Here is a 14,173-nt window from a genome sequence, read left to right as displayed (position 1 = left end):
CGCTTGGCACGCCCCTTAAATCCGGATGTCCAAACCGCCACGCTGCTCTGCGAGCGTCATTTGTAGAAGTTCCCGGTCTATGATTTCGCCAGCCGCCCCATCATCGGCAGCTCCATCTTTGCCGCTAGAAGACTGACCAGATTGATTTTGCTGATGGTCTTCACCAGACGCGAATTGCTGCCCGGCTTCCTGCTTCAAGGAAAATTGAAGGTCGTTGGAATTGGTATTCAGACCCGCCGCTTCAAGTGCCCGCTCCAAACCGCGCTGATCCCGCAGGAACATATCAAGTGTTTCCGGACGCTCAACGATCAGATGCGCCTGAACGCTGCCGTCTGCCGCCACCTTCATATTCACATCCACACGACCCAACTCCGGCGGATCAAACCTCATCTGGAAGCGGGTTTGGGCGTTTTTCAGGTTCCGGGCCATCTCGACAGCCACTTGAGTGGCCACCTGGGAGCTTTGCGCCTGAGTTGGAGTTTGAAGAGCCTCGGTCCGGGCCGCACCCTGCATATCACCGCCGCGCAGCGTAGCTACAAAATCCGGCTCGTCGGCTAACTCGGCCTCTAGTCCGGCTTTGGTACCAGCACCATCAACGACAAGATCGTCAACAATCTCGCTCACCTGCGACTGACCTGAGGCCGCCGCGGCAATCGAATTTTGAGGAGTCACGATTTTCGGCTGTCCGGTAATTGGACTTCCGGCCTGCGCCTGACCATCAACGCCGACACTCCTCGAACCGGCCATCCGCACCTCGTCAGCCAAGCGCGGCCCCGGCCGCATCTCTTCACCGCCAAGATCGAATGGCACGTCCTCGGATTGACGAGCAGTGGCATCAGATAAAGAAGCATCCGACCGAGACAGTGTTTGAGGCAGAACCTGACCAGCCAACGCACCAGCTGTTTGCGGTGCCGGCGCCACAACGCCTTGAGCTGGCTTAGCATCGGCAGCTTGAACCGGGCGAACCAGCTTTATATCCGCATCAGCCTGGTCATACCTAGCCACGTCACTTGCCCCAGCCGCACCATTAAAAGGTGCGCCACTTGCCTGCCGCACCAAACTCGCAACCTCTGCGCCAGGCGCAGTGGAAACCGGCTCTGACCGCCAAACACGCGGTTTTAAGTCATGCTCGGGCGCCTGAGCTCCATCCGCTGCCGGAACCTCAGCGGCCCCGATTGGCACACCAGGCTTAACATCGCCTACCCGCTCACTTTGCACGGCCAGGCCAGCAAGCTCTTGCACTGGCTGGGACAGGGTAGATTCGGAAAAACGCTGCACATTCGGAGTATCGGCTCTCAGCTCCTGAGGCAAACCCTCCTGCCAGCGACGGCTATTGGTTTCTACAGCCTGCACGCCATTTGGGCGATCGACGGCCTTCGTGTCACTTCCAACCAGTTCAGGGTCGTTTTCCACGATAATGGAACGCGTAACCGCGCCTGCATCATTTACATCTGCCTCACCAGCGCCTGTCAGCGGACCGTTACCCGCGCTAACACGCTGCTCTGCTGAGACTTCAAAATTCGGCACTGACCCGGCTTGCTTGCCAGGAACCCCAGCACTCACAGCTGGTTTAACATATTTGCCTGCCTCGCCTGCGGCGGCTGGCATACCGACCTGAGGCAAGCTTGGCGCTTCAGCCACCCTAGACGCAGCACCGGCCGAACCTATTCCCTCCCGGCCTGCCACTTCTACGCGCCCATCGTCAGCCAAATCTCCAATCCCAGCATCCGCCTGCCAGGCGACCCCGAGATATCCTGGAACCGCGCTTTCTTGCGCCTCAGCAAAAACAAGCCCAGCATCCGGAGACGACATATCCGTACTTTGAGCAGCTTCCAGCATCCCACCACCAACACCATCTTCAGGCGATGAAGTCGGCATTTCCAGTTCACCGGACAGGTCAACTGGAAGAGCATCACCCTCTACCTCTACCGGCAGCTCTGCACCTGGCTCTTGCAACGCGCTTTGAAGCTCCTCGGAAAACTGCTGAAACTCGTTACCAGACCCACCAGTCGAGCCAGACGCCAGCCCACCAGCGGCTTTGACTTGCACAGGTCCTTGAGTTAGCTCGGTCATCATTCCAATAGGCAGCACGGAAAGCCCCCAATAGTTCACGCCCAATCAGCGGACGGATAGCATCAGCCAACTGAAAGCAAACTGCGGGCCAGTTTCCCCAAAACCATCAAGACATTGAATCACTTAGCTTTTGCCACGTACTCGCGGTACAAGCACCGCCCTTAACACGGCAAGCTTTGCCGCTCCGGCAATGCATGCCGGGTGCCCGGCACTCGCAATTGGCAAAAACAGCCCTTATCTGTATAGTGCCGCGCAATGAGAATTGGCCTGACCTGACAACCGCTTGGCGGCAGCCATCAACGGCGCACAAATGTGCATGCCGGACGGCAGGGCCCAACACTTCTGAAAGTGCCTTTGAAAATGTTGAACAGTCTGGATCTTCCCGGCCGCCCTGAAGACACGCGTGTCGTTGTTGCCATGTCTGGCGGTGTCGACAGTTCTGTGGTTGCCGCGATGATGCATGCACAAGGGTATGACGTCATCGGCATCACCCTACAGCTTTACGACCATGGTGCGGCCGTTGCCAAGGCAAAATCCTGCTGCGCCGGGGTCGACATTCACGACGCCCGGCGGGCTGCAGAAAAGATCGGCATTCCGCATTACGTACTCGATTATGAGAGCCGCTTTAAAGAACAGGTTATGGACCGGTTTGCCGATAGTTACATCGACGGCGAAACGCCCATTCCGTGCGTTTCCTGTAATCAGACTGTCAAATTCACGGATCTTTTAAAAACCGCCAAAGATCTTGGCGCCGACGCGCTGGCAACCGGTCACTATGTGCGTTCAGTTACCAAGGGCAACAGGCGCGCCCTCCACCGCCCGGCGGATCTTGATCGCGATCAAAGTTATTTCCTGTTTGCCACCACCCAGGAGCAGCTGGATTTTGTCCGCTTTCCGCTTGGCGGCATGCCGAAATCGAAAGTGCGGGAACTTGCAGAGGAGTTTGGCCTCTCTGTCGCAAACAAACCGGACAGCCAAGACATCTGCTTCGTGCCGAACGGAGATTATGCTGAGGTGATCAGAAAGCTCCGGCCGAACGCAGCCGAACCCGGCGACATCGTTCACATGGACGGACGTGTTTTGGGCAAGCACGACGGCATCATCCATTTCACCATCGGCCAGCGCCGCGGCATTGGCGTGGCCACAGGCGACCCGCTTTATGTGGTGCGTCTCGACGCCGATGAGCGCCGGGTGATAGTCGGCCCGCGCGAAGCCCTGGCGACGCACACAATTTTACTGCGCGAGATGAACTGGATCGGCGACCAACCACTGGATGAAGGTGATGAAATAGATGTCTTTGCCAAGGTCCGTTCGACGCGGCCGCCGGCACCAGCGACCTTGCGGATCTTGAATGGCAAGGCCTTTGTCGACCTTGCCAATGGCGAAACTGGAGTTGCCCCGGGCCAGGCCTGTGTCTTCTTTGACAGCGATGATGAAACCGCTCGTGTTCTGGGTGGCGGATGGATTCACAAAACGGAACGCACGGGCAATTGGGCTGTCGATTTTCCACAAGCCGAGACGCCGGTTTCTGCCGTTTAGACTGCCAGCCGAAAGAATGTCGTCAGGCGCAGATTCTGCGCTTGACGCCTGCGCGCCGCCTCACTATAAGCTCCCCACACCGCAGCGCCTTTGTGAAGGTAGCTGACCGGATGGCGGGGTAGCTCAGGTGGTTAGAGCAGCGGAATCATAATCCGCGTGTCGGGGGTTCGAGTCCCTCTCCCGCTACCAGTTCTCTCAAAATGGCTCAAGCACCAAGCTTGCAGTGCATTTGGCAGATTGATCATCATCATTGAACTGGTGCTACTTCCATCTTTTTCGAAAAGTCTCGACCGCCGCGTATCTGCTATTGTACTCTAGCACTCACTGCGCACTCTTTTCGCGTGCGGGCTCTCAGACTTCAATCTGACACGATTGCCGCATATTAGCTTTTGCCATGACTGATCGGAGTTGAGCTCACCCAAAGCTCCACGGATTCTTCATCGCCCAACACCTTTGAATAATGCGGCTTGGCCGTATCGTGATGAATGCTGTCTCCAGCTGTCATGATGAAGGTCCTATCGTCCAGATGGTACTCCAGTTTGCCTGACAACAGATAGCAAAACACTTCCCCATCATGCTGCATGTGCTCCGAAACATGACCTGCTGGGCGGTGGACGATGCAAGGGTACGTCAGTGCACCTGAAAATCCCGGCCCCAGTTTTTCGTAAAGGCGCTTAGATTTACCAAGCACATAGGTTTGACGCGCGTCTTTGGAAACATATTCGCTGTAAGGCTCGTTCACCTTGATCAATTGTTCCAGGCTTGTCTGCAACGCTCCGGCAATCCGCTGAAAGGAGGATAGCGACGGCGCACTAATTCCCCGCTCCACCTGAGACAAGAATCCGATCGTCAAATCTGTCGCCTTGGCAACATCCTCCAGCGTCATACCAAGAGCCTTACGCCGTTGCCGGATTACCGGCCCATAATTTGGGGCATCCTGGTCGGGGTTTAGCGATGCAGGCGATCCGTGATTGGCCATGTAGTCCTCCGTTCCAGCACCCTTATATAACTCAGTGACAATCAACACCAGCTTTCAGCACATGCCGATATTTAGTCAAACTAAAAATATTTTTAGTCGTCTATTTCAACGGAAACTTCTAATTTTTTTCTTTTATTTACAACTATTTAAGTCGATTTTAAATTTTCTAAACCACACTTAAAAAACTCCCATTTTCGTAGCCTTACTAAAATTTTGCCTTGCGGCACCTCGCTGTTTGGCTAAGTTTGAAACATCGCATGGGCATCTTGGGAGGACACACCATGAAGGCATCATCACTTGCCGCATTGCTGGCAATCGGCACAGCAATCAGCACACTCACCTATCTACCGGCCGAAGCTGTCGAACGAGGTGGAACCCTCAGCTTTGCCCGTTACGACGGCTCCAAACTCATTGACCCGATTTACGCTGATCGGAATCCGGATATCTGGATGGTTGGCAGCTTGTTTTCGACCCTTCTGGCAACCGATCCAGATACCGGAAATCTCGTCGGTTCTTTGGCAGAAACCTTCGAAGTTTCTCCGGACGGAAAAACAGTCACTTTGACCCTTCGCGAGAACTTGAAGTTTTCCGACGGAAGTGCCCTGACAGCAGATGATGTTCTGTTTTCCCTTGGCCGCGCTCGAGATCCGGATCTTGGCCCTTGGGCCGGCCTGCTTTCAGCCATCTCCGATGTAACAGCAGACGGACGGACAATAACACTTTCACTTGAAAGCCCGGATCCAGCCCTTTTGTCGATGCTGGCGACCTTCAACACAGCGATTGTTTCCAAAAAAGCATTTGAGGCCGCTCCTGGCAGCACAGACCAGGAAAAATCAGCCGCGCTTTTTGCTGAAGGCGGCCCAGGTCTGGGATCAGGTCCGTTTTTTCTCAGTGGATTTGAGCAAGGAACGTCTATGTCCTTTGCGGCCAATGAGCACTACTGGAAAAACGGTGAAGACGGCAAACCCCTCCCCTATGTGGATGGTGTTAGTTTCGAAATCATCCCAGATGATGCCACACGTGTCTTGAAACTTGTTGCTGGTGAAGTGGACATTGCCGAGTTTATTCCCTTCTCGAGAGTGGCAGAACTCGACGCCGACCCGGCCATCAACATGAACCTTTATCCGTCAACACGGATCATCTATTCCCCAATCAACACCCGCGAAACGCGGGCAGACGGTTCCCCGAACCCGCTGGCAGACAAGCGTGTCCGCCAGGCGATCAATTACGCCACCAACAAAGAAGCCCTGATTGGCCTGGTTCTGCAAGGTGCTGGCAAACCGATGTCCACATCGGTCATGTCTTCCGCCACCCGGTTGGCGGTGGATCTGAGTCCGCTTTATGGCTATGATCTGGACAAGGCAAAATCGCTGGCTGCTGAAGCCGGTTTGAAGCCGGGAACGGAAATCACACTGACGACGCTGGCCGGGTCTTCCGACGATGCCACCGTATTCGCCGCACTTCAGCAAATGTGGTCGGCAATCGGCATCACCCTGGTTGCCGAACAGGTCGATGGCGCGACCCGCGGCGCAAAGAACCGGTCAGGCGAGTTCGACATCCACACCTACGGCTGGGTCGATGATGTCAACGATCCGAGCCAGGTCACCGGATGGCTTGGCTATTACCCAACCCGCAAGGCGGTTGGCACCGGCTGGAACAACGCTGAGTTCAACGGTCTTTACGAAGCTTCCTCTTCGGAAATGGATCCTGAAAAACGCGCAGATCAATACCGGCAGATGCAGGAAATCTATGCTGAGGCTGCACCGCTTCTGTTTATGTATGAAACCCCATTTGCAGTTGCAGTGTCCGGCAAGGTGAACGGTTACATTCAAACACCTCTCGGAAACAACATTTTCGAGAATGTTTCGCTGGACCGGTAGCCTCTAAGGCTCCTCCTGGACCACTCCTGGAGGAGCCTGCTTTTTCGAGCTGGATGACGTTATTCCGTTAGTCCTGAGCCCCGAGTATGTCTTGGAGCTCTGTCTGCTACCCCAAACAATTCACGGCAAACGATATGGCTGGTGTCCAATACACCCTGAACCGTTTGATTTTGATGATCCCGACATTCCTCTTGGTAATGGTCATCATATTTTTGCTGGTCCGGCTTTTGCCGGGAGATCCTGCAATTGCAATCGCCGGCGACAAAGCATCCGATGCGGATATCGCCGCAATTCGGGAGAAACTGGGCCTAAACGCTCCACTATGGACCCAGTTCTGGCTATTTCTAACCAATACCCTTCAAGGTGATCTTGGCCGCTCGATCCTAATGCGGGCGCCGGTGGTTGATGTTGTATTCGCAAGACTGCCAACAACGGTTTTCCTGACGATTTATGCGGTTTCCCTTTCAATCCTGATCGCCGGACCTCTCGCATTTCTGGCCGCAGTCAATCGCGGCAAATGGCAAGACAATCTGATCCGGGCGATCTTCCAGATCGGCCTGTCGATGCCGGTCTTTTACATAGGACTGATCCTGTTGACCTTTTTGGCAGCCCAACTAAGGCTGTTTCCGGTCGGCGGATATGGCGAAACCTTTTCCGAACGGCTCTATCATCTGTTTTTGCCCGCTGTGACGGTCGCGCTTTACACGTCCGCGATCCTGATGCGGAACCTGCGCGCTGCCATCATTGAAGTTCTTGATGCCGAATATGTCCAGTTTGCGCGCGCCAAAGGCCTGCCCAACCGGCTCATTCTGGGGCGCCATGTTCTGAAAAACGCGCTCATTTCAACCGTAACCCTGCTGGGATTGTCCATTGGCCAATTGATGAGCGGCACATTGGTCACTGAAACGGTGTTCGCTATCCCCGGTGTTGGCCGGTCTATGCTGGAGGCGATTTTTGCCCGTGACTATCCTCTGATCCAAGGGCTGACGCTCACCTTCGCTGTCCTGGTGTCACTTGTCTTTCTCATGACCGACATCTTTCAAAGCTGGTTAGATCCAAGGATGCGCCTGACATGAGTGACGCAATAGCGAACCAAGCCCCACAGCAGATTAAGAGACCCGGAAAACTGGCCGCCGCGCTGCAAAAGCCTGGTTTCATGTGTGGATTGATAATAATCGGGATATCGATATTGCTGGCATCTGCACCCTCGGTGTTTGCGCCTTATGATCCCAATTTCATCAACTACACTGCCGTCCGCCAGGCACCAAGTTGGCAACACCCATTTGGTACTGATCTGTTGGGTCGCGATACGTTTTCACGCGTAATCTGGGCCTATTCGGTCAACATGCAAATGGCATTCCTGGCAACGATTTTCGCTCTTCTGATCGGCGTTGTTGTCGGCGCTCTGGTCGGATACTATCGGGGCATTGCCGACATGATTTTTGGACGGGTTGTTGATGCGGTCATCACCTTTCCTTTCCTCGTTCTCGTGATTGCTGTTGTCGCGGTCCTGGGACCGGGCCTCGTCAACATGTATATCGCCATCACCCTGGTTGGCTGGGTCTATTACGCCCGGCTGATGCGTGCCGAAGTGATATCGCAAATGGGCAACGACTATGCCTCGGCCGGAATCGTCATGGGGTATTCGGACCGCCGCATCATTTTCCGCCATCTGTTACCGAATGCGATTACCCCGATCATCGTTTACTGGATGACAGACATGGCCCTTGCCATTCTGCTTGGCTCGTCTCTCGGATACCTCGGTCTTGGCGCACAACCGCCGCAAGCCGAATGGGGTGTGCTCATCGCCGAAGGGCGCAACTTCATCACCACAGCCTGGTGGCTCAGCCTGATGCCGGGGATCGCCATCGTTCTGACCGGCCTCGGCTTTTCACTCATTGGGGATGGTTTGGCAGATCTGTTGAGGCCTCGCGGATGAACTTAAAAAGCATTGAACCCCCTCTTCTTGAGGTCATGAATTTGAACACGACGTTCAGCGCGACAGGTGCCCAGATTCCAGCCGTGCGGGATGTAAGTTTCACACTAAAGAAAGGCGAAGTTCTGGGGATCGTCGGCGAAAGCGGCTCGGGCAAAAGCGTGACGATGCGCTCGATCCTAGGCCTGTCCCGTCGCTACGGCGAAACAACAGGCAAAGTCCTATGGCAAGGGCAAAACCTTGTAACTATGCCGGAAAACAAGATACGGCAAATCCGCGGTGGTGAGATCGCGATGATCTTCCAGGAACCGATGACCTCGCTCAATCCGTTGCTGACGGTTGGCATGCAGATCGATGAAACGTTGAAGGCGCATACCACAATGTCGTCGCCGGAGCGGAAAAAGCGCGCCATCGAGATGCTCGATCTTGTCGGCATCCCGGCAGCCGCATCGCGGCTGTCAGAATATCCGCATCAGTTTTCGGGCGGCATGCGTCAGCGGGTGATGATTGCCATCGCCCTTGCCGCCCGGCCCAAGCTCTTGCTTGCCGATGAACCGACAACAGCCTTGGACGTGACCATCCAGGCGCAAATCCTTGATCTCATCTTGTCGCTCGCCAAAGACTTCAACATGGGTGTCATTCTTGTGACCCATGATCTGGGCGTGGTTGCTCAAACCTGTGAACAGGTTGCGGTTATGTATGCGGGCCGCATCGTGGAAGAAGGCGCTGTCAGAGCGGTTTTGAAGTCACCGCAGCATCCTTATACGGTCGGCTTAATGCGCTCGGTGCCACAAAATGTTCCGCCACGTACGCCGCTTTATTCGATCCCGGGAACACCGCCGAGCCTGCTTGCCTTGCCTAATGGCTGCGCCTTTGCGCCGCGCTGTCCCAACAAAACCCAGAACTGCGGCGACGCCCGACCGGAGCTGCAACATAAAAACGGCCGAGCACTTGCCTGCTTCAACAAAATCGAAGCCCACGATGGAGCCGCGGCATGATCGACACCGTTCTTGAAGTTCGTGATGTGAACCTTGCCTTCAAAGGCAAAAGAGGTGTGCTTGACGTTATCGCCGGGCAACCCGCCCGAGATGTGAATGCACTCAATGGAGTTTCCCTGAAACTCAAACGGGGCGAAACACTTGGCATTGTCGGGGAGTCTGGTTGCGGGAAGTCGACATTAGCCCGCTGCATTGTCCGCCTACACGAACCGAACAGCGGGCAAATCCGCTTTCACGACAAGAACGTCTTTGCCGCCAGTGAGCGCCATGACCGCGCCTACAACCGGCGTGTCCAAATGATGTTTCAGGATCCCTATTCCTCTCTCAATCCACGTATGACCACAGCGCAGATCCTGAAAGAAGCGCTTTTGGTGCACAACATGTGTGAAGAGATGGAAGTGGCGGATCGCTTGGCAAACCTGATGGATCTGGTTCAATTGCCGCATGACGCGTTGGGCAAGTATCCGCATGAGTTCTCCGGTGGTCAAAGACAGCGCATAGCAATAGCCCGCGCCCTGGCTGTGGAACCAGAAGTTCTCATCGCGGATGAGCTTGTGTCTGCGCTCGATGTTTCGGTGCAAGCCCAGATCGTCAATCTGCTTTTGGAACTGCAGGAACGGCTTGGCCTTACCATTCTATTCGTCGCTCATGATTTGAGGCTGGTCCGCCATGTCTCCAACAGAGTCGCTGTTATTTACCTTGGCCGTATCGTGGAAATCGGCGATGCCGAAACCTTGTTTGCAACCCCCTCACATCCTTATTCACAGGCGCTGTTAAGTGCAGCTCCCTCACTCGATCCGGATGACAAGGGCAAAAAAATCCACCTTGAGGGCGAATTGCCATCGCCTCTCGACATTCCGTCAGGCTGCCCATTTCACGTGCGCTGCCGCCATAAAACCCCCAAATGCACGACTGACCTCCCCATATTACGGCCCTTGGAAGGGCGCGGTGAAGTCGCATGCCATCATGCTCACGAGATTTAAGATTGCCTAACAAATTGACTTCTATTGCCAACCGTCTGACCGCCCTGCGAGACGCAATGCAGCTGCGCCAAATCGATGTGTTTATCGTGCCCCGCTTTGATGCCCATCAGGGTGAATACATCGCCCCGCACGATGAACGGCTTGCGTTTTTGACCGGCTTTACTGGCTCGGCCGGTATGGCAATCGTCACCAAAGACCAAACACGCTTGTTTGTAGATGGCCGATATACGGTTCAGGCACAGAACCAGTGTCCAGTGAATGTGATCGAACGCGATCATATTTTTGAAAATCCACCTGAAACCTGGCTTGCGGAAGTCGCCAAAGACAGCTGGACGATCGGCTATGACGCCATGTTGCTACCACCCAGCTGGGTCGATCGTTTCGCGCAGGCAGTCTCCACTAAAAAAGCAAAATTGATTGCTCAATACGACAATCTGGTGGATACGATTTGGGACGATCAACCTGAAGAACCGTTTGGTCAAATTAGCAGTTTTCCACTGCAATATGCCGGCGTATCCCCGGACACCAAACGCAATGAATTGCTTGAGCACCTGAAAGCTCGAGATGTCGGTCTTCTGGTGGAAACCCAACCGGACAACATTGCCTGGATGCTCAATGTGAGAGGCGATGACGTCGCTTATAACCCGATGCCGCAGTCGTATTTGCTATTGGAAGACACCGGTGCTGCACATTGGTTTGTTGATACGAAAAAATTTGAAAATGGACTGCGCGATACCCTACCGCAGTGGCTGGAACTTCACTCGAAATCGGAATTCTTGCTAGTCCTGAAAACTAAAGTAATTGAGGGAAAAAGGGTTCTTGCGGACCCGGATTTTTCCCCGGCGGCAGTGCGCAATCAGATTGAGCAGAACAAAGGAACACCGGTTCTTGAGCGCAGTATACTGACTATCCGGAAATCTCAAAAGAACACGACAGAGCTGGAGGGACTGCGGGCCTGCCATTTGGAAGACGGTGCAGCCTGGGCGGAGTTTGGTGCTTGGCTTTCATCAGAAGTTCCGAAGCGGGCTGCAGCTGGCAATCCGGTTATGGAATATGAAGCAGAAAGCCAGATCCATTTCTTTAGAAAAAGGCGAGCCAGTTTTCTGTCTGATAGCTTCCGGTCGATTTCCTGCGCCGGGGGAAATGCAGCCATGTGCCACTACGCTGCCGACCTCAAAAACTCGGCCCCGGTTCTTCCTGAGAGTTGCTATCTGATGGACAGCGGCGGCCAGTATGAGACAGGAACAACCGATGCCACACGGTCATACACATTTGGCAGTTACCCGGACGGCTACCGGGAAGCCTATACCGCCGTCTTCAAAGCTTTTGTTGCCCTGGCGACGGTGAGATTTCCCGACGGAACACAAGGACACCACATCGACGCCATTTGCCGGCGCCCGCTATGGGATCTTGGGCTCGACTATGACCATGGCACAGGACACGGTATCGGCCACCGGCTGTCTGTTCATGAACATCCGCAAAGAATTGGCAAACCTCATAGCCCCTTCGATTTGCTTCCAGGGGTGGTGATGTCGATCGAACCGGGGCATTACAAAGCGGAGCTTTATGGAATCCGTCTAGAGAATTTGTTTGAAATCATTGAACTCAATAACGGGTTTTACGGATTTCAGACCATCACCTGGATCCCCATTCAAACCGCCCCTTTGCTCCTGGACCGGCTTACCAACACAGAAACAGACTGGCTCAACGAGTATCACACCCAAGTTGAGAGTAAGATTTCCCCGCGCTGCACAGAGGAGGCTGCAGCATGGCTGAAAGTGGTCTGCAAGCCTCTGAGCAACTAACTAAGGCATGCAGCTGCTTGGCACACCCAAATCGCAAATGAAGCCTTACTATATAGGATTGTATCTGCCGCTCGAATTGTGCTTACCGTGCAAGCAAACGAAGTACAGTGAATTTCATGCTAAAAACCGTAAGCGAAGATTGCCGCGATTACGGACGGATTTCATCTTTCAAATCAAATGGTGAGTATCACACACCTAAATTGTTGAAGTTACGGCAATCCGGTGCTTCCGCGCCGCTTTCAAATCATTGTAGATCGTGGCGCGGCTTACCCCCAAAACACGGGCGATATAGGACGCAGCATGTTTCTCCCGTAGACCGTCGGTGCGGAGGATATCGTCCAATAGATCTTTGCGGTCATCGCGAGAGAGTGTGTCTGCGTTTTTATTTTTATCTCGGCACCAATCGACAATGAAGCGGTTCATCTTTTCATGCCAATCATCCTTGAACAGAACTTCCGGGCCTTGGGGGGCGACTGGCGCCCCAATTAGCGCGGTTATGGCATTCTGAGCGGCCATAATGTCAGAAAGATCATAGTTGAAGCACGCAAGTGCCGCAGGTTTGGAGTCACTTCCGCACAAAACAGCACTGATCGACCGGATTACCCGGCCGTCCCAGTTCACACGTTCAAAAGGCCCGAGTACACTGTCACCTTCCCGGAAATCGAGCTCGGACAAATAGGATGGATCACCTATTTCCCGTTTAGAAAACGGATTGCAGATATAGGCGACTGTTTCGGTGGCCAGGGAATGCACAACGATTTCAACGTTGGATCCCAACAGTTTGGAGAGAGCATCAGCGAGCGGGATCGCAATGTTCGTGACGACGTTCTCAGACTGGTCCATTTAATTCGATCATCTCCCAACACAATTCCACTCAGCAATAAACTGCCCATGGCAATTGATAAAGTTTTCTATCAAACAGCCTTGAAAGAGTTCGGGGTCCATCAAATGACGTATCAAACGAGTTCCGGTGGTGGAGCTGTATGGCCTATCACAGCCAAAACATCGCCGCGCCGCACAAGCCCTTGACCCGCTGAACAAAACAACACTCCACCAGTGCCAGCAAAGATGGGTTTGGGCGCTATATCAACGCGATCAGCAAAATGGAGAAAACCGATCGGCTCTCCCTTTGACACAGGCATTCCAACACCGGCAGACGGCTCGAATATCCCGTGATCATCAGCGTAAATATAGTGATGGAGACCATCGACATAGACCGTCTCTGATGGTGTGCTGGCAGGCGGTTTTTCCCCATCTACCGGCGAGGCAGGCGCAAGCAGTCCCATGACCCGCATCACACCTAAGATACCTTTTCGGGTGATTGTTACGGTCTCAGCGGTAACAATCCCCGACCCACCCAATTCGGTTGCCAAAATGCGTTTGCCTTGTTTCTCCACCTCCGTATCGATCATTGTTTCGACTTGAGGTTCCCGTAAGACAACCATCATGGGGGCAGCAAATGCATTTGCTAATTCCATGATCTCTTGCGTGGCAGCAGGTGTGGCCTGCATCGGCACGATGGTACAGGGCTTGAACATAAGGGAGCGGCCACCTGAATGAAGATCTAGAACCACATCTGCGCGTGAAATCAGCTCACGGCTGATGAAGTCAGCTATCCTTTCTGTCGCCGACCCACGCGGGTTCCCCGGAAAGGCCCGGTTCATGTTACCACCATCGAGTGGTGACAGCCGGGTTCCGCATTGCACAGCAGCCGGATTCATAGCAGGTAGAACAATGACCCGGCCCGTTAGGTTTTCAAGGTCCAGGCCGCCGTGGAGGAGCTTCGACAATGCAATCGGAGCTTCATATTCATCGCCGTGACAGCCGCCTAAAAGCAACAGCGTCGGCCCATCACCGTTTTTCAGGCAAAAAATCGGAACTCGCTGGTTCGACCAAGCACTGTGGTTCAGTGAGACAGGGACATCAATGTATCCCTTCTGAAAACCATTCTGATCAAGATCAAGCGAAGTGCTCAGCATC

The 14,173-nt window shown here is 54.1% G+C and carries 11 protein-coding genes and 1 tRNA gene; 8 read left to right on the top strand and 4 right to left on the bottom strand.

Annotated features, from left to right (window positions below):
* Positions 1 to 15 precede the first annotated feature (15 nt).
* Positions 16 to 2,091 carry a flagellar hook-length control protein FliK gene (locus ACOOFE_RS05925; RefSeq protein WP_420414110.1) on the bottom strand — a complete coding sequence of 692 codons (2,076 nt, stop codon included), beginning with the start codon at positions 2,089 to 2,091 and terminating at the stop codon, positions 16 to 18.
* A 342-nt stretch (positions 2,092 to 2,433) separates the two neighbouring features.
* Between ACOOFE_RS05925 and mnmA the strand changes: the two genes are divergently transcribed.
* A complete protein-coding gene (gene mnmA, locus ACOOFE_RS05920; protein WP_420414109.1) occupies positions 2,434 to 3,612 on the top strand; it encodes a tRNA 2-thiouridine(34) synthase MnmA in 1,179 nt (392 codons plus the stop codon).
* Positions 3,613 to 3,724: 112 nt separating this feature from the next.
* A tRNA-Met gene (locus tag ACOOFE_RS05915) sits at positions 3,725 to 3,801 on the top strand.
* 193 nt (positions 3,802 to 3,994) lie between these two features.
* Here ACOOFE_RS05915 and ACOOFE_RS05910 read toward each other — a convergent pair.
* Entirely contained in the window at positions 3,995 to 4,591 is a 597-nt protein-coding gene (locus tag ACOOFE_RS05910) for a helix-turn-helix domain-containing protein (protein WP_420414108.1), read from the bottom strand.
* Positions 4,592 to 4,872: 281 nt separating this feature from the next.
* Here ACOOFE_RS05910 and ACOOFE_RS05905 point away from each other — a divergent pair, with 281 nt between their 5' ends.
* From ACOOFE_RS05905 to ACOOFE_RS05880, 6 genes are all read left to right on the top strand, one after another.
* The gene (locus ACOOFE_RS05905; protein ID WP_420414107.1) at positions 4,873 to 6,471 is read left to right on the top strand and encodes an ABC transporter substrate-binding protein; all 1,599 of its coding nucleotides are present in this window, start codon (positions 4,873 to 4,875) and stop codon (positions 6,469 to 6,471) included.
* 86 nt (positions 6,472 to 6,557) lie between these two features.
* Positions 6,558 to 7,547 carry an ABC transporter permease gene (locus ACOOFE_RS05900; protein ID WP_420414106.1) on the top strand — a complete coding sequence of 330 codons (990 nt, stop codon included), beginning with the start codon at positions 6,558 to 6,560 and terminating at the stop codon, positions 7,545 to 7,547.
* Positions 7,544 to 8,410 (top strand): ABC transporter permease, encoded by an 867-nt coding sequence (locus ACOOFE_RS05895; RefSeq protein WP_420414105.1) that lies wholly within the window; start codon positions 7,544 to 7,546, stop codon positions 8,408 to 8,410. Before ACOOFE_RS05900 ends, ACOOFE_RS05895 begins: the two co-directional genes overlap by 4 nt.
* Positions 8,407 to 9,405 carry an ABC transporter ATP-binding protein gene (locus ACOOFE_RS05890; RefSeq protein ID WP_420414104.1) on the top strand — a complete coding sequence of 333 codons (999 nt, stop codon included), beginning with the start codon at positions 8,407 to 8,409 and terminating at the stop codon, positions 9,403 to 9,405. The genes ACOOFE_RS05895 and ACOOFE_RS05890 overlap by 4 nt, the downstream gene beginning before the upstream one ends.
* Positions 9,402 to 10,388 carry an ABC transporter ATP-binding protein gene (locus tag ACOOFE_RS05885; RefSeq protein WP_420414103.1) on the top strand — a complete coding sequence of 329 codons (987 nt, stop codon included), beginning with the start codon at positions 9,402 to 9,404 and terminating at the stop codon, positions 10,386 to 10,388. Before ACOOFE_RS05890 ends, ACOOFE_RS05885 begins: the two co-directional genes overlap by 4 nt.
* Positions 10,389 to 10,444: 56 nt before the next feature.
* A complete protein-coding gene (locus ACOOFE_RS05880) occupies positions 10,445 to 12,193 on the top strand; it encodes an aminopeptidase P family protein (protein ID WP_420414102.1) in 1,749 nt (582 codons plus the stop codon).
* A 195-nt stretch (positions 12,194 to 12,388) separates the two neighbouring features.
* On the opposite strand, the gene ACOOFE_RS05875 is transcribed toward ACOOFE_RS05880, so the two are convergent.
* Complete coding sequence (locus ACOOFE_RS05875) at positions 12,389 to 13,036, bottom strand: helix-turn-helix transcriptional regulator (protein ID WP_420414101.1); 648 nt, start codon at positions 13,034 to 13,036, stop codon at positions 12,389 to 12,391.
* Between the two features lie 113 nt (positions 13,037 to 13,149).
* The gene (locus ACOOFE_RS05870) at positions 13,150 to 14,172 is read right to left on the bottom strand and encodes a succinylglutamate desuccinylase/aspartoacylase family protein (RefSeq protein WP_420414100.1); all 1,023 of its coding nucleotides are present in this window, start codon (positions 14,170 to 14,172) and stop codon (positions 13,150 to 13,152) included.
* Between the last annotated feature and the right edge of the window lies 1 nt (position 14,173).

The sequence above is a fragment of the Roseibium sp. genome, from assembly GCF_965216085.1.
Lineage (GTDB): Bacteria > Pseudomonadota > Alphaproteobacteria > Rhizobiales > Stappiaceae > Roseibium.
Note: the sequence above shows the minus strand (reverse complement) of the source record. Positions and strands in the feature narration are given on the sequence as shown.